This is a genomic window from Phyllobacterium sp. RCAM01083 (assembly GCF_055685835.1).
Map to the genome: position 1 here is coordinate 1,712,373 of NZ_JBVFZN010000005.1, position 24,979 is coordinate 1,737,351.

31 protein-coding genes are annotated in these 24,979 nt (G+C 61.4%); 13 read left to right on the forward strand and 18 right to left on the reverse strand.

Features of this window, described 5'->3' with window-relative positions; genetic code table 11:
• The first annotated feature begins 27 nt into the window (after window positions 1-27).
• From ACZ25R_RS15180 to ACZ25R_RS15195, 4 genes are all read left to right on the forward strand, one after another.
• The gene (locus ACZ25R_RS15180; protein WP_346308177.1) at window positions 28-282 is read left to right on the forward strand and encodes a hypothetical protein; all 255 of its coding nucleotides are present in this window, start codon (window positions 28-30) and stop codon (window positions 280-282) included.
• A gap of 9 nt (window positions 283-291) precedes the next feature.
• Window positions 292-684 carry a hypothetical protein gene (locus ACZ25R_RS15185; RefSeq protein ID WP_472461421.1) on the forward strand — a complete coding sequence of 131 codons (393 nt, stop codon included), beginning with the start codon at window positions 292-294 and terminating at the stop codon, window positions 682-684.
• 94 nt (window positions 685-778) lie between these two features.
• On the forward strand, window positions 779-1,231 hold the full coding sequence (locus tag ACZ25R_RS15190) for a carboxymuconolactone decarboxylase family protein (RefSeq protein ID WP_472461422.1): 453 nt from the start codon (window positions 779-781) through the stop codon (window positions 1,229-1,231).
• Between the two features lie 55 nt (window positions 1,232-1,286).
• Window positions 1,287-2,084 carry a sigma-70 family RNA polymerase sigma factor gene (locus ACZ25R_RS15195; protein ID WP_464663230.1) on the forward strand — a complete coding sequence of 266 codons (798 nt, stop codon included), beginning with the start codon at window positions 1,287-1,289 and terminating at the stop codon, window positions 2,082-2,084.
• Window positions 2,085-2,117: 33 nt separating this feature from the next.
• Here the strand turns inward: ACZ25R_RS15195 and ACZ25R_RS15200 are convergent, their stop codons facing one another.
• Window positions 2,118-2,777, reverse strand: coding sequence for a DsbA family protein (locus ACZ25R_RS15200; RefSeq protein ID WP_472461423.1), 660 nt, complete (start codon window positions 2,775-2,777; stop codon window positions 2,118-2,120).
• A 169-nt stretch (window positions 2,778-2,946) separates the two neighbouring features.
• Between ACZ25R_RS15200 and ACZ25R_RS15205 the strand changes: the two genes are divergently transcribed.
• Entirely contained in the window at window positions 2,947-3,735 is a 789-nt protein-coding gene (locus tag ACZ25R_RS15205; RefSeq protein ID WP_472461424.1) for a PhzF family phenazine biosynthesis protein, read from the forward strand.
• Here the strand turns inward: ACZ25R_RS15205 and ACZ25R_RS15210 are convergent.
• Entirely contained in the window at window positions 3,723-5,060 is a 1,338-nt protein-coding gene (locus tag ACZ25R_RS15210) for a dihydroorotase (protein WP_472461425.1), read from the reverse strand. The two genes, ACZ25R_RS15205 and ACZ25R_RS15210, sit on opposite strands and share 13 nt — an antisense overlap.
• Window positions 5,061-5,136: 76 nt before the next feature.
• Between ACZ25R_RS15210 and ygfZ the strand changes: the two genes are divergently transcribed.
• The 6 genes from ygfZ to ACZ25R_RS15240 all read left to right on the forward strand — a co-directional run bounded on the left by ygfZ (window position 5,137) and on the right by ACZ25R_RS15240 (window position 9,032).
• Window positions 5,137-5,988, forward strand: coding sequence for a CAF17-like 4Fe-4S cluster assembly/insertion protein YgfZ (gene ygfZ, locus ACZ25R_RS15215; RefSeq protein ID WP_472461426.1), 852 nt, complete (start codon window positions 5,137-5,139; stop codon window positions 5,986-5,988).
• Window positions 5,989-6,000: 12 nt separating this feature from the next.
• The gene (locus ACZ25R_RS15220; RefSeq protein WP_472461427.1) at window positions 6,001-6,633 is read left to right on the forward strand and encodes an HD domain-containing protein; all 633 of its coding nucleotides are present in this window, start codon (window positions 6,001-6,003) and stop codon (window positions 6,631-6,633) included.
• A 9-nt stretch (window positions 6,634-6,642) separates the two neighbouring features.
• Window positions 6,643-7,164, forward strand: a complete 522-nt coding sequence (locus ACZ25R_RS15225) for a tyrosine phosphatase family protein (protein WP_472461428.1) — start codon at window positions 6,643-6,645, stop codon at window positions 7,162-7,164.
• Window positions 7,161-8,126, forward strand: coding sequence for an NUDIX hydrolase (locus ACZ25R_RS15230; RefSeq protein ID WP_472461429.1), 966 nt, complete (start codon window positions 7,161-7,163; stop codon window positions 8,124-8,126). The genes ACZ25R_RS15225 and ACZ25R_RS15230 overlap by 4 nt, the downstream gene beginning before the upstream one ends.
• Window positions 8,127-8,135: 9 nt before the next feature.
• The gene (locus tag ACZ25R_RS15235) at window positions 8,136-8,642 is read left to right on the forward strand and encodes a cupin domain-containing protein (protein ID WP_472461430.1); all 507 of its coding nucleotides are present in this window, start codon (window positions 8,136-8,138) and stop codon (window positions 8,640-8,642) included.
• A gap of 99 nt (window positions 8,643-8,741) precedes the next feature.
• On the forward strand, window positions 8,742-9,032 hold the full coding sequence (locus ACZ25R_RS15240) for a HigA family addiction module antitoxin (RefSeq protein ID WP_472461431.1): 291 nt from the start codon (window positions 8,742-8,744) through the stop codon (window positions 9,030-9,032).
• Between the two features lie 2 nt (window positions 9,033-9,034).
• On the opposite strand, the gene panB is transcribed toward ACZ25R_RS15240, so the two are convergent.
• The 6 genes from panB to ACZ25R_RS15270 form a co-directional block, all read right to left on the reverse strand.
• Complete coding sequence (gene panB / locus ACZ25R_RS15245) at window positions 9,035-9,850, reverse strand: 3-methyl-2-oxobutanoate hydroxymethyltransferase (protein ID WP_472461432.1); 816 nt, start codon at window positions 9,848-9,850, stop codon at window positions 9,035-9,037.
• Between the two features lie 26 nt (window positions 9,851-9,876).
• The gene (gene panC / locus ACZ25R_RS15250) at window positions 9,877-10,722 is read right to left on the reverse strand and encodes a pantoate--beta-alanine ligase (protein ID WP_472461433.1); all 846 of its coding nucleotides are present in this window, start codon (window positions 10,720-10,722) and stop codon (window positions 9,877-9,879) included.
• Entirely contained in the window at window positions 10,719-11,609 is an 891-nt protein-coding gene (gene nadC, locus ACZ25R_RS15255; protein ID WP_472461434.1) for a carboxylating nicotinate-nucleotide diphosphorylase, read from the reverse strand. The genes panC and nadC overlap by 4 nt, the downstream gene beginning before the upstream one ends.
• Window positions 11,610-11,628: 19 nt before the next feature.
• The gene (locus ACZ25R_RS15260) at window positions 11,629-13,209 is read right to left on the reverse strand and encodes an L-aspartate oxidase (RefSeq protein ID WP_472461435.1); all 1,581 of its coding nucleotides are present in this window, start codon (window positions 13,207-13,209) and stop codon (window positions 11,629-11,631) included.
• A gap of 43 nt (window positions 13,210-13,252) precedes the next feature.
• Window positions 13,253-14,326: a quinolinate synthase NadA gene (gene nadA / locus ACZ25R_RS15265; protein WP_472461436.1), complete on the reverse strand. Its 1,074-nt coding sequence runs from the start codon at window positions 14,324-14,326 to the stop codon at window positions 13,253-13,255.
• 285 nt (window positions 14,327-14,611) lie between these two features.
• The gene (locus tag ACZ25R_RS15270; RefSeq protein WP_163600290.1) at window positions 14,612-14,827 is read right to left on the reverse strand and encodes a hypothetical protein; all 216 of its coding nucleotides are present in this window, start codon (window positions 14,825-14,827) and stop codon (window positions 14,612-14,614) included.
• 142 nt (window positions 14,828-14,969) lie between these two features.
• Between ACZ25R_RS15270 and ACZ25R_RS15275 the strand changes: the two genes are divergently transcribed.
• Entirely contained in the window at window positions 14,970-16,202 is a 1,233-nt protein-coding gene (locus ACZ25R_RS15275; protein ID WP_472461437.1) for an MFS transporter, read from the forward strand.
• 6 nt (window positions 16,203-16,208) lie between these two features.
• Here ACZ25R_RS15275 and ACZ25R_RS15280 read toward each other — a convergent pair whose 3' ends face one another.
• The 5 genes from ACZ25R_RS15280 to ACZ25R_RS15300 all read right to left on the reverse strand — a co-directional run bounded on the left by ACZ25R_RS15280 (window position 16,209) and on the right by ACZ25R_RS15300 (window position 20,480).
• The gene (locus tag ACZ25R_RS15280) at window positions 16,209-17,387 is read right to left on the reverse strand and encodes a glycoside hydrolase family 5 protein (RefSeq protein WP_472461438.1); all 1,179 of its coding nucleotides are present in this window, start codon (window positions 17,385-17,387) and stop codon (window positions 16,209-16,211) included.
• A gap of 152 nt (window positions 17,388-17,539) precedes the next feature.
• Window positions 17,540-17,827: a PTS sugar transporter subunit IIB gene (locus ACZ25R_RS15285; protein ID WP_464659729.1), complete on the reverse strand. Its 288-nt coding sequence runs from the start codon at window positions 17,825-17,827 to the stop codon at window positions 17,540-17,542.
• Between the two features lie 27 nt (window positions 17,828-17,854).
• A complete protein-coding gene (locus ACZ25R_RS15290) occupies window positions 17,855-18,316 on the reverse strand; it encodes a PTS sugar transporter subunit IIA (RefSeq protein ID WP_472461439.1) in 462 nt (153 codons plus the stop codon).
• A 24-nt stretch (window positions 18,317-18,340) separates the two neighbouring features.
• Window positions 18,341-19,744: a PTS galactitol transporter subunit IIC gene (locus ACZ25R_RS15295; RefSeq protein WP_223611293.1), complete on the reverse strand. Its 1,404-nt coding sequence runs from the start codon at window positions 19,742-19,744 to the stop codon at window positions 18,341-18,343.
• 229 nt (window positions 19,745-19,973) lie between these two features.
• Complete coding sequence (locus ACZ25R_RS15300; RefSeq protein ID WP_472461440.1) at window positions 19,974-20,480, reverse strand: CcdC protein domain-containing protein; 507 nt, start codon at window positions 20,478-20,480, stop codon at window positions 19,974-19,976.
• 76 nt (window positions 20,481-20,556) lie between these two features.
• On the opposite strand from ACZ25R_RS15300, the gene ACZ25R_RS15305 reads away from it, so the two are divergent.
• Complete coding sequence (locus ACZ25R_RS15305; protein WP_472461441.1) at window positions 20,557-21,150, forward strand: TetR/AcrR family transcriptional regulator; 594 nt, start codon at window positions 20,557-20,559, stop codon at window positions 21,148-21,150.
• A 26-nt stretch (window positions 21,151-21,176) separates the two neighbouring features.
• Here ACZ25R_RS15305 and ACZ25R_RS15310 read toward each other — a convergent pair whose 3' ends face one another.
• From ACZ25R_RS15310 to lepB, 5 genes are read right to left on the reverse strand one after another with little or no spacing between them, the layout of a single operon-like run.
• On the reverse strand, window positions 21,177-21,695 hold the full coding sequence (locus ACZ25R_RS15310; RefSeq protein WP_472461442.1) for a PaaI family thioesterase: 519 nt from the start codon (window positions 21,693-21,695) through the stop codon (window positions 21,177-21,179).
• Complete coding sequence (gene recO / locus ACZ25R_RS15315; RefSeq protein WP_472461443.1) at window positions 21,692-22,468, reverse strand: DNA repair protein RecO; 777 nt, start codon at window positions 22,466-22,468, stop codon at window positions 21,692-21,694. Before recO ends, ACZ25R_RS15310 begins: the two co-directional genes overlap by 4 nt.
• A gap of 15 nt (window positions 22,469-22,483) precedes the next feature.
• Complete coding sequence (era, locus tag ACZ25R_RS15320) at window positions 22,484-23,422, reverse strand: GTPase Era (protein ID WP_472461444.1); 939 nt, start codon at window positions 23,420-23,422, stop codon at window positions 22,484-22,486.
• Window positions 23,419-24,132: a ribonuclease III gene (rnc, locus tag ACZ25R_RS15325; protein WP_464659717.1), complete on the reverse strand. Its 714-nt coding sequence runs from the start codon at window positions 24,130-24,132 to the stop codon at window positions 23,419-23,421. Before rnc ends, era begins: the two co-directional genes overlap by 4 nt.
• A gap of 7 nt (window positions 24,133-24,139) precedes the next feature.
• Window positions 24,140-24,922, reverse strand: coding sequence for a signal peptidase I (gene lepB, locus ACZ25R_RS15330; RefSeq protein WP_288194245.1), 783 nt, complete (start codon window positions 24,920-24,922; stop codon window positions 24,140-24,142).
• Window positions 24,923-24,979: the final 57 nt, after the last annotated feature.

Sequence of the window (24,979 nt, forward strand, 5' to 3'; positions counted from 1 at the left end):
CGCATGATTTTTGCCAAGGAGACGACGATGCGTGCCCAGGACATTTTGCCCGACAATATCAACCAGGTAGAGGTCAACGACGTTGCCGTGCGCAAGGGGACGGTCGGCGCCTTCCTCATCAATGCACGGCTCTGGCTGAAACCCGGCGCAACCGCCGAGGAGCGGGAGCTGACCGAACAGGATATTCTCGATGCGCTGCCCGCACTGGTTGCATTGGGTCTGTTTGACTTCTTATCGATCCGTGATCCCAAACTCAGGGAATTCGTCGCCATGCACCTGTAGGAGACAACGATGTTCATTGATCTGAAGGAATTTCCGCTTGTCTATCTGCGTGCCGACCAAGACAGCAGCGAAAGCCCGGAAGCGCAGATCAGGGCGCTGTTTGCCCGCGGCGAACGCTTCGTCATGATCGCCGATCATTCGCCCGACGATCATCAGGAGGAGCCGCACGAGCAGCGCAAGCAACGCTCGCAGGTGCTCAAACGCTTTCGCGACCAGCTGGCGCGCTGGTGTGCCGGCGCCATCGTCATCGAGAACAAGGGGCCGGTGGCAAAGCCGATCAAGCTCGCCTCCCAGGCGTTCGGCCATGCTTTCGGCGTTCCCTTTGCCTTTGTCAAAGACGATGCCGCCGCACGGGAAACCGCACACCGCATCCTTGTGCTGCAGGCTTTTCCGCTCGGCTGAAAAATAATCCGAAAAATTTGCGGGGCATGTCACATCCGGCCTTTCCATCTCGTCTTGTCTGCAGGCAACGCAATGCCGCACAAGGAGATGACTGATGAAAGCCCGATTGATTCCCTATAGCTACGCCATCATGAAGCCAATGCTTGACATGGAGGACGCCGTTGTCAAAAGCGGCCTCGAACACAGCCTGATCGAGCTGGTCAAGATGCGCGCCTCGCAGATCAATGGCTGCGCCTACTGCCTCGACATGCATTCGAAGGATGCGATCAAGCATGGTGAGACGGTGCAGCGCCTGGTGCTGCTTGATGCCTGGCGGGAATCGCCGCTTTATAGCGACCGTGAGCGCGCCGCGCTCGGTTGGACCGAGGCACTGACACTGGTTGCGCAGACTCATGCCGACGACCGCGACTTTGAGCCCCTCAAGACGCAGTTCACCGAAGAGGAGATCGTCAAACTGACCATGCTGATCGTGACCATCAACGCCTGGAACCGGATTTCCGTCGGCTTCCGCTCCGTCCATCCGGTCGACAAAGCCCGTGCAGCCTGACGCGACGGAAACATTCAACCGCCTCCGGCCCCGGCTGATCCGCATTGCCTACCGCATGCTCGGTTCAGTCGCGGAGGCGGAAGACATCGTGCAGGAAGGTTTCATCCGCTGGCACCAGGCCGACCGGTCGCAGGTGCGCAGCGCGGAAGCCTTCCTCGTGCGCACCATATCGCGGCTTTGCCTCGATCACCTGAAATCGGCGCGCGTGCGGCGGGAGACCTATGTGGGAAGCTGGCTGCCCGAGCCAATCTTCGACCCCAGCGAGGAGGAAACCGACAATGATATCACCCTCACCCTGATGATGGCGCTGGAACGGCTGTCGCCGCTCGAACGCGCGGCCTTCCTGCTGCATGATGTGTTCGGCCAGGATTTCAATCAGGTATCGGAAGCCATCGGCCGCGATCCGGCAACCTGCCGCCAGCTTGCCAGCCGCGCCCGTACCCATGTGCAGCAGGCAAAACCGCGTTTTCCCGTGTCCGACACGCATGGCAGGACTATTGCGACAGCCTTCTTCAATGCCTCGCGCAGCGGCGACATGCAGGCCCTGCAGGCGCTGCTCGCCGAGGATGTCACGCTCTACACCGATGGCGGCGGCATCCGTCCCTCGGCGATCAATCCCGTCTATACACAGGACAAGGTGTCGCGTTTCTTTGCCGGTATTGCGCGCCACGCCGAATACCGCAAACCGCCACTGTTGCGTCAGGGACTGATCGATGGCCTTCCCGGCTATGTCACCCGCGAAGCCGACGGCCTGCTCCAGACCACCGCCCTCGCCATCGAGGACGGAAAGATCAAGGCGATCTACATCGTGCGCAACCCGGAAAAGCTGGGCCATATCGCCGTCGCCAATTGACCTTGCGGCAGCAGAGGGCAATCCCCGCGCGCCCTACCGCGCGGCTTGCAACGCGCCGTCGATGATCGCCGACATCTGGGCCACCGAAAGCGCGCCGACATATTTCCTGCCATTGACGAAGAATGTCGGCGTGCCGGTGACGCCGAACTCCTTCAGTGCGCGTTCCCGGACGGCGTTCACCTTGTTGAGGAGTGCCTGGTCGGCCAGGCAGGATGTGAATTCCTGCTCCGACAGCCCCGCCAGCTTGGACGTCTGCTGCAGATAGCCCATGATATCCTTTGTCTGGATCCACTGCCGCTGATGCCCGAACAGCGTTTCAATGAAGGGATAATAGCGCTCTTTGGTCACGCAGCGCGCCAGCATGAAAATGCCCGTAGAGCGCGGCTCCAGCGGCAATTCGCGAAAGATGAGCTTCGCCTTGCCGGTGCTGATGTATTTCTGTTTGATGACGGGCAGCGTCTGCACGGTGAAATCCGCGCAATGCGAGCAGGCCATGGACGCGTATTCAACGATGGTCACGGGCGCGTCGGCATTGCCGAGGACCATGTCCTCAAGCGGCCCCGGCTGCATGAGTTTGGCCACATCAACGCTGCCGACAGGCGCCGGAACAGCCTCGCCGGCAGCCATCGCCGGGACGGCCATGGAAATGGCGGCGGCAGCGGACATCAGGAGCGTATCACGGCGGTTTGGCATTGGAATTCTCTCGATCAGTATTTGAAGCAGACATCTGTCTATATCAGCATCCATGACTTTTTCATGGAGTATCGCTTGCCGGACCAGATACCCGTTGACCATTTGCGCATTGACCCGCCGGAAAGCTGCGCTCACGATAGGTGCACCTTTCACCCCACGGAATCATCCCATGCCAGAATTCACAATGTATCAGGTCGATGCTTTCACCAGCGCGCTTTTCCGCGGCAATCCGGCCGCCGTTCTGGTGCTGGACAACTGGCTGCCCGAGGCAACCATGCAGAACATTGCCGCCGAGAACAATCTGGCTGAGACGGCATTCGTGCGGCCCAACGGCAGCGGATGGGACCTGCGCTGGTTTACCCCGGTGCACGAGGCGCCGTTCTGCGGCCATGCCACGCTGGCGACCTCGCACGTGCTCGCGCATGAGATGGGCATTGACGGCCAGCTGGTGTTTGAGACGCAGGTCGGCACCTTGCGCGTCGATCGCAGCAATGATGGCTACCAGCTTGATTTTCCGAGTTTTCCGCCTGAGATCCTGAGCGAAATTCCAGCATCGTTGAGGGACATTTTCGGCACGGGCGAGGTCAAGGCGTTCCGCAATTTCGAAAACATGTTCGTCGAACTTGCCGATGAACGGGCGGTCGTGGCGTTCGTGCCTGATCTGCCCGCAATCCTGAAACTCGATCCGCTCAGCCTGGTGATCACGGCAAAGGGCAATGAGCACGATTTCGTCTCGCGCTACTTTGCGCCGCTCGCCGGCATCCCGGAAGATCCGGTCACCGGCTCCATTCACGCGACGCTGGTGCCCTACTGGGCGCAGAAGCTGGGCAAGCCGAACCTTTCCGCCTTCCAGCGCTCCAGCCGCGGCGGGCACCTTCTGTGCGAACTCAAAGGCGACCGCGTTCTCATTTCAGGATCGGCGGTCACCTTCATGAAGGCGCAGATTTACCTGCCCTGACCGAGCGCTTCGCCAAACAGCACCGGCTCGCCCTGCGACGGCGTGACGATTTCGCCGTCCCACATGACCTTGATACCGCGCACGATGGTGCCGACGGGCCAGCCGGTGACGATCCTGCCGTCATAGGGCGTCCAGCCGGCTTTCGAGCCGACCTGCGCATTGGTGATGGTTTCGCGCCGCTTCATGTCGACGATGGTCAGATCCGCGTCATAACCGACGGCGATGCGGCCCTTGCGCGCCATGCCGAACAGGCGGTTGGGGCCGTGCGAGCTCAGGTCGACAAACCGCTCGATTGACAGGCGCCCGGCATTGACGTGATCCAGCATGATCGGCACCAGCGTCTGCACGCCGGTCATGCCCGACGGCGATGCCGGATAGGGCTTTGCCTTTTCTTCCAGCGTGTGCGGCGCATGGTCGGAGCCGAGCACATCGACAATGCCCTGCCCGATGCCCTTCCAGATGCCATCGCGGTGGCGCGCATCGCGCACCGGCGGGTTCATCTGGATCAGCGTTCCCAGCGTGGCATACTGGCTGGCATCCAGCGTCAGATGATGCGGCGTTGCCTCGCAGCTGGCCACATCCTTGTGCCCGGCAAGGAAATCGATCTCTTCTGCCGTGGAAATATGCAGCACATGGATGCGCGCGCCGGTTTGGCGCGCAATGCGCACAAGCCGCTCGGTGCACTGGAGCGCGGCAATTTCATCGCGCCAGACCGGGTGCGAGGCGGGATCGCCGGCAATGCGGTAGCTCTCGCGTTCGCGCAGGCGGAACTCGTCCTCGGAGTGGAAGGCGGCGCGGCGGCGGGTGTTGCGCAGGATGGAAGCCACGCCTTCGTCATCCTCGACCAGGAGATCGCCGGTGGACGAGCCCATGAACACCTTGATGCCTGCAGCGCCCGGCAGACGTTCCAGTTCGGCCACGTCTTTCGCATTGTCGCGCGTGCCGCCGACCCAGAAAGCGAAATCGCAATGCATGCGGTGATTGCCGCGCCGCACCTTGTCTTCCAGCGTTTCCGCCGACGTGGTCAGAGGTTTGGTATTGGGCATTTCGAAGACGGCGGTGACACCGCCGAGGACGGCCGAGCGCGAACCGCTTTCCAGATCTTCCTTGTGCTCAAGGCCGGGCTCGCGGAAATGCACCTGGCTGTCGACAACGCCGGGCAGAATGTGCAGGCCGGTCGCATCGATGATCTCGCCGGCGGAAGCACCGCCGAGATTGCCGATGGCGGCAATGCGGCCATTGGTGATGCCGATGTCGCGCAATCCGACACCATCCTGATTGACAACCATTCCGCTTCTGAAAATCGTATCGAACGTCTGTGCCATCTGCTTTCCATTCCTGCCTTGCGAACCCTTCCCTTGCGGCTTACGTAACGGGGACAGCAAAGGCAAGGGTGATATGATGGCATCGGCAAACTTAAGCGGCAGAGCGGTTCTCGACATAACCGGAGACGATGCGGAAAAGTTCCTGCAGAACCTGATCACCACCGATCTCGACACCCTCAGTGAAGGCGATCTCAAACCCGGCGCGCTGCTGAGCCCGCAGGGCAAGATCCTGTTCGAGTTCCTTGTCTCCCGATCAGTGGAAGGTCTCGTGCTCGATACGCTGCAAACCTCGGTCGCCGATCTCCAGAAAAGACTGACGCTCTACAAGCTGCGTGCCAAGGTGCAAATTACCCTGCGGCCAGAATCGGTTATCCGGGTTTCATGGCACAAGGAGTCAGGCGCTTCAGGTGATGATTCAAGCCTGCACGACCGCCGCTTTCCCGACACCTTGAATGTCCGGCGCCAGTATGGCGGCGAAGCGGCACCAACAGCGGATGAATCGCAATGGACGGCGCTGCGCATTGCGCACGGCGTGGCGGAAGCGCCGCTCGACTATGCGCTTGGCGATGCGTTTCCGCATGATGTCAATCTCGACCAGACCTCCGGTGTGTCCTTCAAAAAGGGCTGCTTCATCGGCCAGGAGGTGGTCTCGCGCATGCAGCACCGCGGCACGGCGCGCCGGCGCATTCTCATTGCCTCGGGCAATGCCAGCCTGCCTGAAACGGGTACGGCCATTACCGCCAACGGCCGCGAGATCGGCACGCTGGGCAGCACTGTCGGCAATGCAGCGCTGGCGCTGGTGCGCATCGACCGTGTCAAGGACGCCATGGATGCGGGCACACCGATCCTGTCAGGAGATGCGGTTCTTACCCTTGCCATTCCGCCCGAACACCGCTTTACATTTCCCGTGACGACCGAAGGGGCCTGAGCGGGAGAATCCATGCCGAAACCGGCAGCAGCCAAAACCAAGCAGACCAACGAAACGCGGGCATGGCAGCGCATGCTGTCGGGCCGTAGGCTCGACCTGCTTGACCCCTCGCCGCTCGACATCGAAATCGAGGATATCGCGCAGGGCCTGTCACGCGTGGCGCGCTGGAACGGCCAGACCGTCGGCGACCACGCCTATTCGGTGGCGCAGCATTCCCTGCTGGTCGAGCACATCTTTGGCCTGATCGTCCCCGATGCAAGCACCGAGCACCGGCTGGCAGCACTTTTGCACGATGCTCCGGAATATGTGATCGGCGACATGATCTCACCGTTCAAGGCGGTGGTGGGCGGCGATTACAAGAGCGTCGAATTGCGCCTGCAGCAGGCCATCCACCTGCGCTTTGCCCTGCCGCCAACCGTACCGCAAAGTCTGCGCGGCCTGATCAAACGCGCCGATGCCGTCGCCGCCTATTTCGAGGCGACGCGGCTTGCCGGTTTTGCCGAGAAGGAGGCGGTGCTTTTCTTCGGGCGTCCGCGCGGAATCGACCCGCAATGTCTCGACTTGACGGCCATGGCCACCCAGAATGCGCAGAATGCCTTTTTGCAGCGTTTTGCTGTATTGGAATCACTACGCCACCAGACATAAGGGCCAGCCATGCCGCATATCATCGTCACTCCCCTTTCCCGGCTTGCCGAAACGGTAACACGGTCCGGCGCACGGGACATGGTGACCCTGATCAACATGGGCACCCCGGTGGAACGGCCCGCCGAAATCGCCGAAGCGCGCCACCTGTTTCTCGGCTTCAACGATATCACCGAACCGGCTGACGGCATGACGCCGCCGGGTGCCGAGCACGTGCAGAGCCTGATCGCCTTCGGCCGCAATTGGGACCGGCAGGCGCCGCTGCTCGTGCATTGCTATGCCGGTATCTCACGCTCCACCGCCGGGGCCTATATCACCGCGCTGGCGCTCAACCCCGCGCTTGACGAGGTCTGGCTGGCCCAGACCCTGCGCCGGAACGCGCCTTCCGCCACGCCCAATAGCAGGCTGGTTGCCCTCGGCGACGACATCCTTGGCCGCAAGGGGCGCATGGTCGATGCGATCAAGGCGATCGGGCGCGGCGAGGACGCATTTGAAGGCACCCCGTTCATCCTGCCGCTCGCGGTCCAGCCATGACAACCACCGGTGCGCCCAACGCCGTCGAAATCAACCTGAGCGCCGCCATCGCCGCGGTTGCCGACAACGATCCGCTGATCCTGACGACACCGGCCAGCGACGATGCGCAGCGCGATGAACTGCCGTTCGGGCCGTTCAATCCGCTGGCGCACCGCACCTTCGAGACGGGCCTGCGCGAGTGGGTGGCGGAGCAGACACCGCTGCGCCTCGGTTATGTCGAGCAGCTCTACACATTCGGCGACCGCGGGCGGCACAAGACGGCCGAGGACCGTGACCTGCACATCGTCTCCGTCGGTTATCTCGCACTGACCCGGATCACCGACGACAACCGGGAAGCGCTGCGCAAATCCGGCGCGCGCTGGCGCAGCTGGTATTCGTTCCTGCCGTGGGAGGACTGGCGCGGCGGCAAGCCCGCCATGATTGATGACACCATTCGCCCTGCATTGTGCCAGTGGGCCGAACAGGGCAACTCGCATGCGCGCCTGAGCCGGTTCCGGCTGGCCTTCGGCGACGAGGGCATCGCCTGGGACGAAGAGCGGGTGCTGGAACGCTATGAACTGCTCTACGAGGCGGGTCTCGTCACCGAGGCCGTGCGCGACGGGCGCGCCGATCCGCCTGCCCTCACAGGCAATCTCGGCCTGCCCATGAGTTTCGATCATCGCCGTATCCTGGCAACGGCGACTTCGCGGCTGCGCGCCAAGCTGAAATACAGGCCCGTCGTTTTCGAGCTGATGCCGCCGACCTTCACGCTTACCGCGCTGCAGGAAACCGTGGAAGCCATCTCCGGCCGCCACCTGCACAAGCAGAATTTTCGCCGTCTGGTGGAAGGGACGGAACTGGTCGAGCCGACCGGGGCCGAACAGACACAGGCGCGCGGCCGCCCCGCTGCGCTTTACCGGTTCCGGCACAATGTATTGGAGGAGCGCAGCGTCGCGGGCCTGCGGGTCGGCGGGCGCGGATAGGGAGGGGATATGACCGACAAACCCAGTGCCGTGAACGCCGAAGGCATTGCGGAACCGTTCGCCGTGGAAAGCGTGCCGTGGCAGGACTGGTCGGAAGGCAGCCGTTACGGCTCGCGCTTCCGCTATCTCTCTGCCTTCGGCGGTGCCAGCCATGTCGGCGTTGCGATGGAGGAACTGGCGCCGGGCATGGAGTCCAGCCTCAACCATTATCACATGCTGGAGGAAGAGCAGGCGCTGATCGTCGCGGGCGAAATGACCCTGAAGCTCGGCGACAAGACCTATCTGGTCAAAACCGGCGATTACGTCTGTTTTCCCGCGGGCCAGAAGGCTGGACACTCCTTCTACAACCACAGCAACGAGCCCTGCCGCTTCCTCATTATCGGCGAGAAGAACCCGCATGACGTGATCGTCTATCCGGAGACCGGCCGGGTCAGCGTCCGCCTGACCGGCGAAGGGTATGACAAGTCGGCCACGATGGAATATTGGCAGGGCGCCGATATGGAACGGAAGGGGTAAGCGCCAGCGTCATATCCTACCAACGTAGAATTGACTGATTGGCTCGATCCAGACAGACTTGCAAAGGCTAAAGATGTCTAAGGAGCCTTGATCGACGTCATGCCTCATCCAGATCGTTGCCCGTCCCATCCCGGCGCGCTGCTTGATGACATCATTCCGGCGACTGGAAAGACCAAGGCGGAAATTGCGCAACTTCTGGGAATATCGCGCCAACATTTCTATGACATTATCGGCGAGCGCAAGCCGGTGTCCCCTGCCGTGGCGGCGCGCCTTGGCAAGGCTTTCGGCGATGGCGCAGCGGTATGGCTGCGGATGCAGGCAGCATATGACGCCTGGCATGCGGAACGCGAAGTCGACGTCAGCAAAATTCCGACGATCCGCGCCGCATAACCTTACTTCAGGAGATAAACGTTCTCATCGCCCGGAAATGCCCGTGCGCGGACATCATCCGCATAGGCTTTCACCGCCGCGTCGATACCGGCGCCGACCGTGCCGTAGACCTTGACGAATTTGGGCGGTTTGGGGTTGTAACCCAGCATGTCCTCCAGCACGAGAATCTGCCCGTCACATTCTTTCGACCCGCCGATGCCGATAGTCGGAATTGGGATTTCCCGGGAAATCTCGGCGGCGAGCGGCTCGACGATGCCTTCCAGCACCACGGAAAACGCGCCGGCTTCGCTTACCGCCTTGGCATCCGCCTTGATCAGCGGCCACAGCGCCGTGTCGCGCCCTTGCGTCTTGAAGCCGCCGAGCGTGTTGATCGACTGCGGCGTCAGGCCGATATGCGCCATCACGGGAATGCCGCGTTCGGTGAGAAAGCGGATGGTCTCCGCCATGCGCACGCCACCTTCGATCTTGATGGCGCCGCAGCCGGTTTCCTGCATCACCCGTGCCGCATTGCGGAACGCCGCGGCGGGGCTTTCCTCGTAACTGCCGAAGGGCATGTCGACGACAACCATGCCGCGTTTTGAACCGCGCACAACAGCCTTGCCGTGCATGATCATCATGTCGAGCGACACGCCAAGCGTGGAGTCCATGGCGTAGAGCACCATGCCGAGACTGTCGCCGACGAGGAGAATATCCGCATGATTGTCGATGATGCGGGCCGTGTTGGCGTGATAGGAGGTCAGCGCTACGATGGGTTCGCCGCCCTTGCGTGCACGGATTTCCGGCGCCGTAACCCGGCGAATGACGATTTCCTGGCTCATCTGGATGCGCTCCCCTCGCGTTGTTGTCAGCCGATCACGCGCTGGTCGATCAGCCGCACCTTGCCAAAGCGCACCGTGAGCAGGATGACCACGGGCTGTTTGAATTTACCCGAGACAGGATCGAGCGTCTGGGCGTCACGGATATCGACGGCTTCGACGTCGCCCTGCTTTTCCGTTTCCAGCATCGTGCGCACCGCATTGCGGATGGCCGCCACCGAACGCTGCCCTTTTGCCACCATCGCATCGGCAAGATCGAGCGAGCGCGGCAGGATCGCCGCCGCCTTGCGATGTTCCGGCGTCAGCATGGCATTGCGCGAGGAGCAGGCGACGCCATCCGCTTCGCGCACCGTTGCCACGCCGGTGATGACGATGGGCATGTCGAGATCGGCGACCATACGGCGGATGATGGTCAGTTGCTGATAATCCTTCTCGCCGAAGAAGGCGTGGTCCGGCTGCACGATGTTGAACAGTTTCGTCACCACCGTGCTGACACCGCGGAAATGGCCGGGCCGGATCTTGCCGATCAGGATGCGCGAGAGAACCGGATTTTCGACGATGGTGTGGGCGCCCGCCCGGTAGATTTCGGCCACCTCAGGCGTGAAGACATAATCGACGCCTTCGGCTTTCAGCTTGGCGAGATCGCCGGCCATGTCCCGGGGATAGGTGGACAGGTCCTCGTTGGGACCGAACTGGGTCGGATTGACGAAGATCGACACGACAGTCACATCGCAGGCGGCGCGCGCGTGGCGCACCAGCGTCATGTGGCCGATATGCAGATAGCCCATGGTCGGCACGAGACCGATACTCCGGCCCTTCAATCGTTCCGCCTTGAGGGCGGCGCGCAGCTCGGCGATGGTGGCGATGACTTTCATTTCAGTTCTATGTCCAGTCCGATATCCAGCGTTGGCGCTGCCATGGTGATCTTAGAGGTCGAGATGTAATCGACGCCGGTTTCGGCGATGGCCTTGATCGTATCAAACGCAATATTGCCCGATGCTTCAAGTCTGGCGCGGCCTGCATTGATTTTCACCGCCTTTTCAAGCAGTTCCGGCCCCATATTATCAAGAAGAATCACATCGGCATTGACGGACAATGCCTCATCGAACTGGTCGAGGCCATCCACCTCCACCTCGATCTTGACGAGATGTCCGGCATAGGCGCGCGCGGCCAGAATGGCCTTGGCGACACCGCCCGCAACGGCAATGTGGTTGTCCTTGATCAGGATCGCGTCATCGAGACCGAAGCGGTGGTTGGAGCCGCCGCCGCACTTCACCGCATATTTGGCGAAAGTCCGCATGCCGGGAATGGTCTTGCGCGTGTCGCACACCCTGGCATGGGTATGGGCGATCAGGTCGGCAAAGCGGGCGGTATAGCTGGAGATTCCGCTCAGATGCATCAGGAAATTGAGCGCCACGCGTTCGGCCGACAGGATGGCGCGGGCATTGCCTTCGACAATGGCGATGATGTCGCCGGGTTTCACCCGCACGCCGTCCTTGACCAGGGCGGTGAATGTCACGTCGGGATTGATCAGGGTGAAGGCCTTGCGGGCAAATTCCATGCCGCAGATCACGCCGGCCTCGCGGCTGGACAGAACCGCCTTGGCGGTCGCCTCCTCGGGAAGCGTGGCATTGGTGGTCAGATCACCGGCGCGCCCGAGATCTTCGAGCAGGGCGGCGCGCACGGCGTCGTCGATCAGCAGTCCCGGCAATGATGGGGGAAACGCCTTCTGCGCTACAGTTGCTTTCTGAGACATATTCATCAGCTCTCTCCACCTGCGCCTAGGCGCGTTCCATCATGTCGCCGACATAGGCCTGCGCATCGTCCAGTGTCAGAAATGTCCGGTGCTGCCATTCCCGGCGTTTTTCGGGAAAATCGGTGCGGAAATGGCCGCCGCGGCTTTCCTCGCGGCGCAAGGCACTGACCGCCACCAGCTTGGCGGTGGCCAGCACATTGCGGAATGCCGGATCGCGGTTGGCCCGTTCAAGGGCGAGAATGACCTTCAGCCCGGCGCGCATGTCCTCGCCGTTGCGGATCACCCCAAAGCTGGCGCTCATGGTCCTGCGCAGCGTCGCCATGGCGGAACTGTCGCCTTCGGTCTGCAGGTCATCGCGGTCGACCGATCCGGCCGACCAGTTATCGACCGGTTTCGCGCCGTCCCTGCCGATTTTGGCAGCGATGCGGGCAGAGAACACGACTGCCTCCAACAGCGAATTGGATGCGAGGCGGTTGGCGCCATGGGCACCCGTGGAGGTGCATTCGCCGCAGGCCCAGAGGCCGTCAATCGAGGTGCGCCCGTCGGCATCGGTGAGGATACCGCCCATGAAATAGTGGGCGGCGGGAATAACGGGGATGGGCTGGGTCACCGGATCGATGCCGGCGTCGCGGCAATAGCGGTACACCGTCGGGAATTCGTCGGGGAACGCCGCGCCGACCGCCGTGGTGCAGTCGAGCCAGGCGCCCCGCCCCGCCATGACTTCGGCATAGATGCCGCGCGCCACCACATCGCGCGGGGCAAGTTCGCCATCGCTGTCGATTTTCAGCATGAAGCGCTCGCCATCGCGGTTGATCAGTGTCGCGCCATGGCCGCGCAGCGCTTCGGTTGCCAGCGGCGCCGGGTCCTTGTGCACATCGAGCGCCGTCGGGTGGAACTGCACGAACTCCATATCGGCCATCATGGCACCCGCACGCGCCGCCATGCCGATGCCCTCGCCGCGCGCCTCGGACGGATTGGTGGTGACCGCATAGAGATGACCGATGCCGCCCGTGGCGATGACGACCGAACGGGATGCAAGGCGTATCTTCTCGCCCCGGCCAGCGTCGGCGCGGGCAATCACCCCGGTCACGGCGCCTTTTTCCGTGGTGATGTCTTCCACCACATAGCCTTCCATTACGCGGATGGACGGGGTGTTCTCGACGGTGTGCACCAGCGCCTGCATGATGGCGCGGCCCGCCATGTCGCCGCGCACGCGGACAATGCGGCTTTCCGAATGGGCCGCCTCACGCGACACCTGCAGCTTGCCTTCCAGATCGCGGTCGAATGGCACGCCATAGCCAAGCAGGTCATGCACGCGGGCAGCGGCTTCCGTTGCCATCAGCCGCGCAATGCTTTCGTCCACGATGCCGTCACCGGCGGCCATCGTATCGGCGACGTGCTTGTCCGTGGTATCGCCCTCGGAGACGGCCGCGGCAATGCCCGCCTGCGCCCAGGCCGAGGACGCACCGCGGCCGATGGGTGCGGCCGCGAGAATGGTGACGGGACGCGGCGCAAGCTTCAGCGCGCAAAACAGGCCGGCCAGACCGCCACCGATAATGATCACCGGCTCAACCGGCGCCGGGGCCTTGGAGAATGGTACGCTCATCGGAATTACCCCCTGTTGCCCAGCCGGGCCGTTGGGTTGAAGGTCAGTTCTTGAGGTTCACCATGCGCTCGACGGCAAGACGGGCACGTTCGGCAACCAGCGGATCGACGTGAATTTCCTCACGCATGTAGACGAGGCTTTCCAGAATGTTCGGCAGCGTGATGCGCTTCATGTGCGGGCACAGGTTGCACGGTTTGATGAACTTCACCCCGGGCACTTCCGACTCGATGTTCGACGCCATCGAGCATTCAGTGACGAGAAGCACCTTTGCGGGCTTGCGGTCCTTCACGTAATTGATCATGCCGCTGGTGGAGCCGGTATAATCGGCGATGGCCACGACTTCCGGCGGGCATTCCGGATGGGCAATGATCTGGATATCCGGATCGGCAACCCTGTAGGCCAGAAGCTCATCGGCGGTGAAGCGCTCATGCACTTCGCAATGGCCCTTCCAGGTGAGGATTTTCACGTCGGTTTGTGCGGCGACGTTCTGCGCCAGGAATTCATCGGGAATGCACAGAACCCGGTCAACGCCAAAGCTCTCGACCACCTGAACGGCGTTGGCCGAGGTGCAGCAGATATCGCTTTCCGCCTTCACCTCGGCCGAGGTGTTGACATAGGTGACGATCGGCACGCCGGGATAGGTTTCCCGCAGCAGGCGGACATCGGCGCCGGTGATGGATTCAGCCAGCGAACAGCCGGCTCGCATATCCGGAATAAGAACGGTTTTCTGCGGGTTCAGCAGTTTCGAGGTCTCGGCCATGAAATGCACGCCGCACTGGACGATGATTTCCGCGTCGACACGCGTGGCCTCGCGGGCCAGCTGCAGGGAGTCCCCGACAATGTCGGCAACGCAATGGAAGATTTCCGGCGTCTGGTAATTATGCGCGAGAATGACGGCATTGCGCTGCTTCTTCACCCGGTTGATCGCCGCCACATAGGGCGCGTAAACCGGCCATTCGATGCGGGGAATATGATGCGCAACCCGCTGGTAGAGGTGTTCGGTTTCCGCCGCCACTTCCGGGGTGAAAGACAGGTCCGGCATGGTGAGAACGCCGAAACGTTCCGCTGCGGATGGGCCGGCGATAGGGCCGTTTACGGTGCGCGCAGTGCTGGTCATCGTCTTTTCCTCCAAGGGCAACCTCCTCAGATTGCCTGCTGCCGATCATTTATACTCAATATGAGCATATTTGTGATCAAAAGAAAAACGGCAAGGCCGTCGTTGAATACATAGGCCAATATTTCCACGGCTTCAAGGGGCAGATTTTCAACAATCGGCTAAAGATTGCGGGAGGAATGAACGCGCCGAAGACAATCCGGCGCGGGTTTTCCCTGTGTCACGCAGGACGTGCGAGCCGATGGAAACGCCCGGCTTGAGGGCATTTCCCCGATTTATTTCAGAGGGTTAGTACGTGGTTCCCCGGTGGCGGTAATAGTTGCGGTCCTGCCGGTCGCGTTTGGCCGGGCTGTCGCCACCCAGACGCGGCGAGCAATCGGTGAATATTTTCGCGTTGATATCCGTTGGCCGGTCGCAAAAGACCAGCGGGCTGACCCGGCCCGAATTGGCGCAACCGGCCAGGGTAATGGTGGTCAAAGCCAGAAGTGGCAGAAGAAATCGCATCGGGAAAACCTTTGTCTGTATGTGCGGCGGGGAATCGAAGGACCCATAACGTATCAATTGTGTTGATGTGCCAATTCACATCTATTCAATTGATTGAGAGTACAAATAGGATAATTCTCTCCTGGATTTAAGGGGAGAGACCATGATTCAATCGCGCACAGCAAAGCCTGCGGGCTTACCGTGGCTGATCATCACCGCCGGTTGTCTCATCGCGGTCATGACATTCGGCCCGCGCTCGGCCATGGGTCTTTTCCAGTTGCCGCTGCTGCATGACAAGGGCTGGGACCGCACCACGTTCGGCATGGCCATCGCCCTGCAGAATCTGTTCTGGGGTATCGGCCAGCCCTTCTTCGGCGCCATCGCCGACAAGTTCGGCACATGGCGGGTCCTGCTGATGTCGGCGATCCTCTACAGCGCCGGGCTGATCCTCATGGCATGGGCTTCCTCACCCGGCATGCTCTATGTCGGCGGCGGCCTTCTCATCGGCCTCGGCATCGCCTCCGGTTCCTTTGGAACGATCCTTTCCGCATTTGCCCGCAATGTTTCGGCCGAAAAACGCACCTTCGTCTTCGGCCTCGGCACCGCAGCGGGTTCCGCCGGCATGTTCGTGTTTTCGCCGCTCAGCCTTGCGCTGATCGAGCGTTTCGGCTGGTCCGATGCGCTGGTCTATCTCGGCATCGCCATGCTGATCGTACCGCTTCTCGCCATCCCGCTGCGCGGCAATTCCACCAGCGGCCGTGTCAGCGAGGCGCAGTACAAGCAATCGATGGGCGAAGCCCTGCGCGAAGCGCTCGGCCACAGAAGCTATGTGCTGCTGACGACAGGCTTTTTCGTCTGCGGCTTCCAGCTGGCGTTCATCACCGCGCACTTTCCCGCCTATATCAGCGATATCGGCATCGATGCCAAATATGCGGTGCTGGCGCTGGCCCTGATCGGCTTTTTCAACGTGATCGGTTCACTGGCATCCGGCGTCATCAGCCAGCGCTATTCCAAGCCGAAATTCCTCGCCTATCTCTATATCGGCCGCTCGGTGCTGGTGGCGGCTTTCCTGTTGCTGCCGCAGACCGGCGCATCCGTCGTGGTGTTTGCCATCGTGATGGGGCTGATGTGGCTTTCAACCGTGCCGCCGACCAATGCGCTGGTCGCCATCATGTTCGGCACGCGCTATCTCGGCATGCTCGGCGGCATCGTGTTCTTGTCGCACCAGATCGGCTCCTTCCTCGGCGTCTGGCTGGGCGGCTATCTCTACGATCACTTCGGCAGCTACAATCCCGTGTGGTGGCTGAGTGTCATCCTCGGGATTTTCGCCGCCATCGTGCATTGGCCGATTGAAGAGCGCCAGGCGGACCGCCCCGCCCTGCAACCGGCTGAATAGGCTGCGCTACGGCTGCAGGCGCTTACGGATGGGTTCGAATTCCGGCGTGGCCTTGCGCTTGACCGGATCCGGCTCGTTCGCGTCGATGGCTTCCCAGTACTTCCAGTTTACCTTTTCCGATCCAAGCTCGTAGTCCATGCCGTCCCAGCTGTCCTCACGGAAACTGTAAAAAGCCCAGTGCAGCCTGTCTTTATCGAGCACGGTCAAGACATCGTCGAGATAGGCCTTGCAACCCGCAAGCATGCGCATGCAGCCATATTCGCCTGCGACCAGCCGGTTGAGCGGGATATGATGCGCTTTTGCCCAGTCGACCGGCTTGGCGAGGTAATCGGCAACTTTCTGCGCATTCCATGTCACCGTTGATCCGGCATAGGGAACCTCGCCCGGATAGGCATAGGGCTTCTTCCGCTTGATATTCGGCGCGCTTGTTGCTTCGTAGGGCTCGTACATGTGGAAGCTGTAAATGACCTTCGTGTCATCGAGCGGTGTCGGCCAGTAGCTGAAGGCATCGGCAGCCGCATACCACCCGGCATCCGCCATGACAGGTGTGACGGGATCGACCTTGCGGATTTCGGCGATCACCGTGTTGTAGAAGGCGATCAGGTCGCGCGGGCCGCCCTTCTGCTTGCCGTACCAGGCCTGCATGTCCGCAACACTGGCATGTTCGGCAATACCGCCCATCTTTTCCGGCGCCGGCTCGTTGATGATATTATAGGCGGCAACGGCCGGATGATCCTTCAGGGCGGTCGCCAGATCCCGCCAGAACTGTGCGGCTTCCTGCCATCTTGCCTTGTCCTGCCAGAGCCGGTCATCGAACGTGCCGTTGTTGTTCTGCGACCAGCGCATGGATGGCAGGGACAGCGGCGTGATGACGACCTTGAGGCCGGCCTTATCAGCGCGGTCGAGCGTTGCCTTCAGCGTGGCAAGATCGGCTGCGGGAATGCCTTCATAGTGATCGGCATCGCCGATGAGAAAATCCCGCTTGGCCGGCTTCCACTTGTCGTAGGAAAGCCGCACCCAGCTTGCGCCATATTTTTTCAAGGCGTCGAAATAGGCCTGGTCCGGCGGCAAGCGATTGAAACTGTTGCCGCCATGCTGCGGCGTATCCCAGAAAGTGATGAGATCGGCGGCATTGGCCGCACAGCTCATGGCGAGGGAGAGAAGCAGGGTCGTCGCGATACGCATGGGCACTCCTACGGATCAATGGTCAGAGGGACAACTGACGGGGCACTGCGGCGGCAATGGGCCGGGTTTTGCCCGGCGCGACGGTTATAAACAGAAACCGCCGCCTGACGGGTCAGACGGCGGCGATTTGCATCGATATGGTAAGCGGAGTGTTAATCGCGCAATGCCGCCTCGATCTTGTCGAGCGCTTCCGCCTTGCCGATGCCGGTGAGGAAGGCCAGCGTCGTGATCACCGGCTTGCCGAGATCCTTCGGCAACTGGGTCGTGGTGACGACAAGGTCGACATCATCGATCTGGCTGGCTACCTCGGTCGCTTTGCACTGGCGTGAATTGAACGTAATGCCGCGTTCCTTCAGCGCGTCCTCCACCGCGTGAGCGACGACGGTCGACGTCGCGATACCGGTTCCGCAGGCGAAAAGTACAGTCTTTTGTTTGGTCATTGGTCCCTCTTCATCCCGGATGGCGCATCAGGCCAAAAGCCGGGTCACATCGTCAACAGTGGTGGATCGCATCAGGGCGGAGATCGTATCCGCCGACTGAATGGTCAAGGCGATTTCCTGCAGCATTTCGATCTGCTGGTCCTTGTCGTTGAGGGCCATCAGAAAAACCACGCTGACCTGCAGTTTTTCCTCCGGGTCCTCCATATTGCAAAAGGCCACCGGTCTGCACAGCGTCGCCATGGCGAGGCCCGGTTTCAGCACATGTTCCGGGTCCGTATGGGGAATGGCAACATTGTTGTCCAACCCCAGCGGCAAGCCGGTGGGCAGCGCCGCCTCGCGGGCAAGCACCGCTGCGGCAAAGCTCGACTTCACATAACCCAGGCTGTGCAAACGATCGGAAAGAATCCGGATCACGTCCTGATCATTCCCGGCCTCGACCCCAAGGATAATCGCCCCGGGATCGAGATAGTTCATCAGGGCTTTCGCCATTCACTTACTCCAGTATACGTCTTGTCAGGCAGTCTTGTCGGCGTTTTCATCGGCACCGGCGGCACGTTCCCATGCGGCGGTGTTGCGGTGATAGGCCCAGAAGGCCCCGGCGATGACGATGGCAATGACACCAAGACCCGCCGCGCCGAGACCGCGGATCGCAGCGATCACCGCATAGGACACCCACAGGAACCCGTCGACGACGCTGGTGATCTGCACCGCATTGGCCGGCATCTTGAAGCCGGACGACTGGGCCGCGCTGGTGAACAGCGGTGCCAGCGCGTTGGCGACGTAGAAGCCGACAGCCAGCGTGAAGGTGCCGACAATGACCATGCGGAAGACATTCCCCTTCAACAGCGGCGCTGTCATGGCGACGATGAACGGAATGACTGCCAGATCGGCAAAAAGAATGACGCGGTTGCCCGGCAGGATCACCGAGAGGATGATGGCAATCGGCACCAGGATCAGTGACGAAGAGATCGCCGCGGGATGGCCGATCAGAATTGCCGAATCAAGCCCGACCAGCAATTCCCTGTCGCCCGTCCGCTTCTTGACGAAGGCCTGTGCTGCATCGGAAACCGGCAGAAGCCCTTCCATCAATATCTTGACCATGCGCGGCAGCAGCAGCATCACTGCAGCCAAGGTCATGCCGGTCTGCAGCACCTTGCTGAGAACCACGCCGAAATCCCCGGCGTTGTAATAGGCGATCACGCCCAGCACGAGACCGATGATCAGGCCGAGAATGACCGGCTCGCCGAAGACGCCGAAGCGCTTTTCGAAGGTTTCGGTGTTGATCTCAATCTTGTTGATGCCGGGAATCCGGTCGATGATCCAGTTCAAGACGATGGCAATCGGCAGGATTTGCGCTGAGGCCAGATGCGGCACGGAAATGCCGGGAATGCCATAGAACTGCTGCACGGCCTTGGCCGACCAGTCGGCAAAGAGCAGGCAGAGTGCGACCATCAGCGCCGCGACGATCAGGCCGTAGGCCAGGCTGTCGGTGGCGGCGACGGCGAGCGAGCCGATGAAGGCAAAGTGCCAGAAATTCCACACGTCGACGTTCAGCGTGCGGGTCATGCGCGTCAAAAGCAGCACGATATTGACCGCAATGCCGATGGGGATCACCCACAGTCCGACGGACGATCCGAAGGCGATGGCAGCGGCCGACGGCCAGCCCACATCGACGATATCGCGCTGAATGCCGGTATTGGTGACGATCGCCTTGGCGACATCGCCAATCGATGTGAGCATCAGCCCGAGCACCAGATTGATACCGATAAAGGCAACGCCGATGGTGACGGCTGCACGGAACGCGCGCCCCACCTTGGCGCCAAGCACCACGGCAATGATGAAAATAACGATCGGCAAGAGGACCGTCGGCCCCATCGTGTCGACGGCAGCCTTCAGGCCCGCCAAGAAACTGTCCATTTTTAACCTCCCCAGCAACCTTGTCGGCTGCGATACCCCAAACGCTGTTTTTGCGTCGCGCCAATGTTTGACAGGATATGCGGGAAAAACTAGCGGATTTTCCGAAAATTCGACCGAAATTCACACTTGTGCGCGGCAGTTTCGCTGCAATTTCCCAGTTCGTGGGCAGATTTTCACGGACCGGGTAAAAGCTTGGTCATTCCGGCCGGCAAACCCTGAAAATGCGTGTTCAAGATGCCTCTGGAACCGGTACTGCCTGCTGGTCGCGATACCGCAGCGCAAGATTGACATTGCGTCCGGCGGTCATGCCGAGAAACCACGCCCAGACACCCGCGGCAATCGGCTGGACCGGCCAAACGGCAACCCATGCAGCATGGGATTCAATGCCGTAATGCAGGGTGAATTCGAAGGCGAAGCTGGCAAGGATAATCGCGAACATCATGATGTCACCCGGCACGGTGATCTGTCCGGCCTGCCGGTCGATGGCGATGGTCCAGCGGCGGGCATGATGCCAGCCGAGCGCCAGCCCGACGGCTAGTCCCAGCAGCGCGGCGAGAATGTCCCGATCCGCCGGATGCGGAAACAGGCCGAAGAACCCGCGAAAACCGAGAGCCGCAAACAACAGGGGCATGATGAGAAGCCGCCGGATGCGGATTGTGCGCCGGAAGCAGCGCGTAACCCCGACCCACAGCAATGCAATGAAGATAAAATAGACGTAGACCGGGATATGTGACATGGCAAAATCCGTTCTCATTGTCAGTTCACCTCAAATAAACTACAATCCTAACACTGTAAAGATAGTCTGGATACGCATGGACGAACACGATCAGAACCCCGCCGGTTATCATCATGGCAATCTGCGCCAGGCGCTGCTTGCCGCCGCCCGCGGGCTGCTGGAGGAACGCGGCCCCGGCGCCTTGAGTTTGCGCGAGATCGCCCGCCGGGTCGGCGTATCCGCGCCTTCGGCCTATCATCACTTCGCCAGCCTCGATGCCATTGCCGTGTCGCTGGCAGAGCAGGGATTCAGGGAATTCGCCGAGCAGCTGGAAGCAGCCCCGACCAATGCCAAGGGCATGCTGGCGCCAACCGGCGAGGCCTATATCGCCTTTGCCCGCGCCAATCCGGCGCTTTACCGCCTGATGTTCGGTGAAGGATTGCGCGGTGCTTCGAGGGAAAGCGAAGCCGTGCGCGCACTGCGCCAGCGCGCCTATGAAAAGGTCAAAGCCGGCCTGTACAAAAGGCTGCCCGCAGAAGAGGTTCCCGCAGCCGCCCTGTTTCTATGGTCGCTGACCCACGGGCTGGCATTGCTGATGATCGACGGGCAAGTGGACGCCGGGGCTGATGCCGACGCCTTGATCCGAAAGGTTCTGAGACTGTCGGGAACCGGCTTGCCGAGCGCCGGGTAGAAAGGTCTGATGTGCCGTCAAAAGCTTCAGCCGCCGCGCATGAAACTTTCGAGCGGGAAAATCGCGCACGTCTCGGTGCCGTGGGCCAGCAGCTTGCCGTTGGCATCGCGCAGGAAGGCTTCCGAGGTCGCCAGCGTGCGGCCGCGATGCACAAGCTTGCCCTCGCAGAAGACAGGGCCGGTATCGGGCGACAGCGGCCGCACCAGATTCACCTTGAATTCCACCGTGGTGTAGGCTTCGCCCGGCTTCAGGGTCGTCATCACGCAGCAGGCCAGCGCAGAATCCATCAGTGTCGCCACCCAGCCGCCATGAATGCCGCCCAGCGGATTGAGATGCTCCTGCGCCGGGACGCCCTTGAAGACAACCCGGTTCGGCTCGACCTCGTGCAGGGCGAAGGACAGGGTTTTGGCCATCGGCGGAGCGGGATACTCCCCGCCCAGCATCGCCTGCAGGACGTCGAGACCGCTGCGCTTTGCCAGATCGGCAAGCGGCAGCGTACCGATGCCACCGGGAAACGCGATGGCGGGCATGGTATCTGAACTCATGGTTGTGCTGACCTTTCCTGCTCGGCCTGGCCCTGCCCTGCCGTCCTTGCTATCGAGCGCGATACCGCCGTCAAAAATCCGTCGCGCGACTCCGGCGCCTTCAGCGCCCGCGGTTCCCAGACGTGTCGGGTGAAGAAGAAACTGGTCAGACGGAAAGCATCCGTCAGTTCCGCGAGCGACGCGGCCCGCACCGTCGAACTGATCATGAATGGCGGCATCGCCAGAAGCTTGTCGGCCCAGGGCGCACCGGCATCGCGCGATACAGCCCGGCCGGATTTCGGCGAGACATAGGCAAGGTTGTCGCCGCTGCCCGTCGCCGCGCAGCGTTTCAGGTCGAGCCCGAAACCCAGCTCCTCCAGCATCATCACCTCGAAGCGCAACAGCAATTCACCCGAGATCAGCGGGTCGTCGCAATGTTCGAGGATGATGGCAAGCGTCTCGAAAAGCCCCTGATGCGGATCACGCTCAGGCAGGAGGCGCAGATGCGCGGCAGCCAGCTGCAGGGCATAGAGGCCGACGGGCTGTTCGATCAGCCGGGCGGCGGCAAAGGATACCGGTTCGACCTGCATCATGCCGAGATGCTCGTCAATGCGCGCGCGCCAGATCACATCCACCCGGTTGCCCGGCTGCAGCAGCGGCTGCATGCGGCGGGAGCGGCCGCCGCGCACCAGCCCCATATGGCGGCCATGCGCGCGCGTCATCAGTTCGAGGATCGCACTGGTTTCCCCGTGCCGCCTCGTTCCGAGTATGATTCCTTCATCCCGCCATTCCATGAGGCGAGACTCGCGCTATCCGTGCGGGAATTCAAGGCCCATTTCGCGGTAGCGCTCGGGATCATTGCCCCAATTGTCACGCACCTTGACGAACAGGAACAGATGGACCTTCTGTTCGAGGATTTCCATCAGTTCCTTGCGGGCGGACTGGCCGATGGCCTTGATCGCCTGCCCCTCGTGGCCGAGCACGATCTTCTTCTGGCTGTCGCGCTCGACATAGATCACCTGCTGGATGCGGACGGAACCATCCGGCTTCTCTTCCCAGCTTTCGGTCTCGATGGTCGACGAGTATGGCAACTCATTGTGCAGGCGCAGATAAAGCTTTTCCCGGGTGATTTCCGCCGCCAGCATGCGCATCGGCATGTCGGAAATCTGGTCTTCCGGATAATACCACGGACCTTCCGGCAGGTTGTCCGCGAGGTACTTCAACAGATCCTTGCAGCCATAGCCCTTCAGGGCCGAAATCATGAACGTCTTGTCGAAATTCACTTTCTCGTTGGCGCGCTGCGCCAGTTCCAGGAGTTTCGGCGCTTCGATGCGGTCGACCTTGTTGAGGACGAGAATGACCTTGCGCTTCTTCTCGTGCAGGCTGCCCAGAATGGCTTCCGCCTCTTCGTTGATGCCCTCTTCAACGTCGATCAGCACCAGAATGAGGTCGGCATCCTTGGCGCCGCCCCAGGCTGTCGTCACCATGGCGCGGTCGAGCCGGCGCTTGGGCTTGAAAATACCGGGGGTATCGACCAGCACCATCTGCGTGCGGTCGTGAATGACGATGCCGCGCACCAGCGCGCGCGTGGTCTGGACCTTGTGGGTGACGATCGAAACCTTGCTGCCGACCAGCTGGTTGACCAGCGTCGACTTGCCGGCATTCGGCGCGCCGATCAAGGCGATGAAGCCCGAACGCGTCGGGCCTTCGGGCTGGGCCGTTTCCGGCGTTGCATCCTGTTCGGTCATGTCTGTCCTTCTTCCTGCGTCTTCTGACGGACGCCTTCCCGGTAAAGCAGGGCAACGGCCGCTTCCTGCTCGGCGATGCGCTTGGAGCGCCCCGTGCCGGTGGCTGGCGCAAAGCCCTTCACCTCTACCTTCACCGTAAACTGTGGATCGTGGTCCGGGCCGGTGCGCTCGACCACGCTGTATATGGGCTGGGCACCATCCTGCTGGTGTGCCCATTCCTGCAATTCCGTCTTGGGATCGCGCTGCGCCGAGTTGATCTCGCGCGAGCGGGCATCCCAATACCGCTGGATGAAAGGTTGCGCCGCTTCCAGCCCGCCGTCCAGATAAATCGTTGCGATCAGCGATTCCACCACGTCGGCTCGCAGGCTTTTCAGCCGCTTGTCCGCCAGCCCCTTCACATCGGAACCGGTGCGGATGAATTCATGCAGGCCGATTTCATCGGCCACCGCAGCGCATGTATCGGCATTGACCAGCGAGTTCAGGCGCAGCGACAATTCCCCTTCGCTCGCGGTCGGATAGGCGCGGAAGAGCATTTCGGCAATGACCAGCCCGAGAACGCGATCGCCGAGGAATTCGAGCCGTTCATAATCCGATCCGACCGACTGGCGGGCACTGGCATGGGTCAGCGCGCGCTCCAGGCGGGCGAGATCGCGAAATGTGTGGCTCGTCTGCTCCTCCAGTCTGCGAACGGCGTCAGCGGACAGGGTCATCGGCGGCTCATTGGCTCTTCGGGGTGAAGGAGGTTCCGTTCACGCTGTGAAGCAGACGGTCAAAGCGCAGCTCCGACGGCCAGCGCCACAGTTCCAGCGGGCTTGCCTTGCCGGCAATGGAGAAGAAGATGATGTTGGCACGGCCGATGAAATTTTCGAAGGGCACGTAACCGACGTCAAAGCGGCTGTCGGCGGAATTGTCGCGATTGTCACCCATCATGAAATAGTGGCCGGCAGGCACAACGAATTCACGCGTGTCGTCGCCGAGACCATTGGGGGTCAAATCGAGCGTATCATAGGTCACGCCGTTCGGCAGCGTTTCGCGGTAGACATCCACGGGGCGGTTGACTTCGGTGACATCGGGATTGTTGATCTGGCCAACCTTGACGCGCGGCACGGCGACGTCGTTGAGGTAAAGCACGCCGCCACGCATCTGCACACGGTCACCGGGAAGGCCGACGACGCGCTTGATGAAATCCAGCGATGTATCGTTGGGCTTGCGGAACACGGCGATGTCGCCGCGCTGCGGCTCGCTGGCCCAGATGCGCCCGGAAAACAGGTTTGGCGCAAAGGGAATGGAGTATTTCGAGAAGCCGTAGGAGAATTTCGAAACGAAGAGATAATCGCCCTCAAGCAGGGTCGGACGCATCGAACCGGACGGAATGTTGAACGGCTGGAACAGCACGGTCCGGATCACCAGAGCGAGCAGCAGGGCCTGCACGACAACGCTGATCGTCTCGCCAAGACCGCCAGATTTTTTCACAACAGATTTGTCGCTCACGCTCGTCATATCTCCAAATTTCTAAGCTGCACCCTCTTAACCGCTGAATCTGCAGGGAGCAATGCT

Excerpts from the sequence above, each read along its gene's own strand:
- ACZ25R_RS15235 (WP_472461430.1), top strand. The coding sequence starts at position 8,136 with ATGACCGACAAACCCAGTGCCGTGAACGCCGAAGGCATTGCGGAACCG.
- rnc (WP_464659717.1), bottom strand. The coding sequence starts at position 24,132 with ATGACCCTGTCCGCTGACGCCGTTCGCAGACTGGAGGAGCAGACGAGC.
- ACZ25R_RS15295 (WP_223611293.1), bottom strand. The coding sequence starts at position 19,744 with ATGGACAGTTTCTTGGCGGGCCTGAAGGCTGCCGTCGACACGATGGGG.
- ACZ25R_RS15270 (WP_163600290.1), bottom strand. The coding sequence starts at position 14,827 with ATGCGATTTCTTCTGCCACTTCTGGCTTTGACCACCATTACCCTGGCC.
- ACZ25R_RS15240 (WP_472461431.1), top strand. The coding sequence starts at position 8,742 with ATGCCTCATCCAGATCGTTGCCCGTCCCATCCCGGCGCGCTGCTTGAT.
- ACZ25R_RS15290 (WP_472461439.1), bottom strand. The coding sequence starts at position 18,316 with ATGGCGAAAGCCCTGATGAACTATCTCGATCCCGGGGCGATTATCCTT.
- ACZ25R_RS15280 (WP_472461438.1), bottom strand. The coding sequence starts at position 17,387 with ATGCGTATCGCGACGACCCTGCTTCTCTCCCTCGCCATGAGCTGTGCG.
- ACZ25R_RS15260 (WP_472461435.1), bottom strand. The coding sequence starts at position 13,209 with ATGAGCGTACCATTCTCCAAGGCCCCGGCGCCGGTTGAGCCGGTGATC.
- ACZ25R_RS15310 (WP_472461442.1), bottom strand. The coding sequence starts at position 21,695 with ATGAGTTCAGATACCATGCCCGCCATCGCGTTTCCCGGTGGCATCGGT.
- ACZ25R_RS15190 (WP_472461422.1), top strand. The coding sequence starts at position 779 with ATGAAAGCCCGATTGATTCCCTATAGCTACGCCATCATGAAGCCAATG.
- ACZ25R_RS15200 (WP_472461423.1), bottom strand. The coding sequence starts at position 2,777 with ATGCCAAACCGCCGTGATACGCTCCTGATGTCCGCTGCCGCCGCCATT.
- ACZ25R_RS15210 (WP_472461425.1), bottom strand. The coding sequence starts at position 5,060 with ATGGCACAGACGTTCGATACGATTTTCAGAAGCGGAATGGTTGTCAAT.
- ACZ25R_RS15195 (WP_464663230.1), top strand. The coding sequence starts at position 1,287 with ATGCTCGGTTCAGTCGCGGAGGCGGAAGACATCGTGCAGGAAGGTTTC.
- ygfZ (WP_472461426.1), top strand. The coding sequence starts at position 5,137 with ATGGCATCGGCAAACTTAAGCGGCAGAGCGGTTCTCGACATAACCGGA.
- ACZ25R_RS15275 (WP_472461437.1), top strand. The coding sequence starts at position 14,970 with ATGATTCAATCGCGCACAGCAAAGCCTGCGGGCTTACCGTGGCTGATC.
- nadC (WP_472461434.1), bottom strand. The coding sequence starts at position 11,609 with ATGAATATGTCTCAGAAAGCAACTGTAGCGCAGAAGGCGTTTCCCCCA.
- ACZ25R_RS15180 (WP_346308177.1), top strand. The coding sequence starts at position 28 with ATGCGTGCCCAGGACATTTTGCCCGACAATATCAACCAGGTAGAGGTC.
- ACZ25R_RS15225 (WP_472461428.1), top strand. The coding sequence starts at position 6,643 with ATGCCGCATATCATCGTCACTCCCCTTTCCCGGCTTGCCGAAACGGTA.
- ACZ25R_RS15285 (WP_464659729.1), bottom strand. The coding sequence starts at position 17,827 with ATGACCAAACAAAAGACTGTACTTTTCGCCTGCGGAACCGGTATCGCG.
- ACZ25R_RS15205 (WP_472461424.1), top strand. The coding sequence starts at position 2,947 with ATGCCAGAATTCACAATGTATCAGGTCGATGCTTTCACCAGCGCGCTT.
- recO (WP_472461443.1), bottom strand. The coding sequence starts at position 22,468 with ATGGAATGGCGGGATGAAGGAATCATACTCGGAACGAGGCGGCACGGG.
- panB (WP_472461432.1), bottom strand. The coding sequence starts at position 9,850 with ATGAGCCAGGAAATCGTCATTCGCCGGGTTACGGCGCCGGAAATCCGT.
- ACZ25R_RS15305 (WP_472461441.1), top strand. The coding sequence starts at position 20,557 with ATGGACGAACACGATCAGAACCCCGCCGGTTATCATCATGGCAATCTG.
- era (WP_472461444.1), bottom strand. The coding sequence starts at position 23,422 with ATGACCGAACAGGATGCAACGCCGGAAACGGCCCAGCCCGAAGGCCCG.
- ACZ25R_RS15230 (WP_472461429.1), top strand. The coding sequence starts at position 7,161 with ATGACAACCACCGGTGCGCCCAACGCCGTCGAAATCAACCTGAGCGCC.
- nadA (WP_472461436.1), bottom strand. The coding sequence starts at position 14,326 with ATGACCAGCACTGCGCGCACCGTAAACGGCCCTATCGCCGGCCCATCC.
- panC (WP_472461433.1), bottom strand. The coding sequence starts at position 10,722 with ATGAAAGTCATCGCCACCATCGCCGAGCTGCGCGCCGCCCTCAAGGCG.
- lepB (WP_288194245.1), bottom strand. The coding sequence starts at position 24,922 with ATGACGAGCGTGAGCGACAAATCTGTTGTGAAAAAATCTGGCGGTCTT.
- ACZ25R_RS15185 (WP_472461421.1), top strand. The coding sequence starts at position 292 with ATGTTCATTGATCTGAAGGAATTTCCGCTTGTCTATCTGCGTGCCGAC.
- ACZ25R_RS15300 (WP_472461440.1), bottom strand. The coding sequence starts at position 20,480 with ATGTCACATATCCCGGTCTACGTCTATTTTATCTTCATTGCATTGCTG.
- ACZ25R_RS15220 (WP_472461427.1), top strand. The coding sequence starts at position 6,001 with ATGCCGAAACCGGCAGCAGCCAAAACCAAGCAGACCAACGAAACGCGG.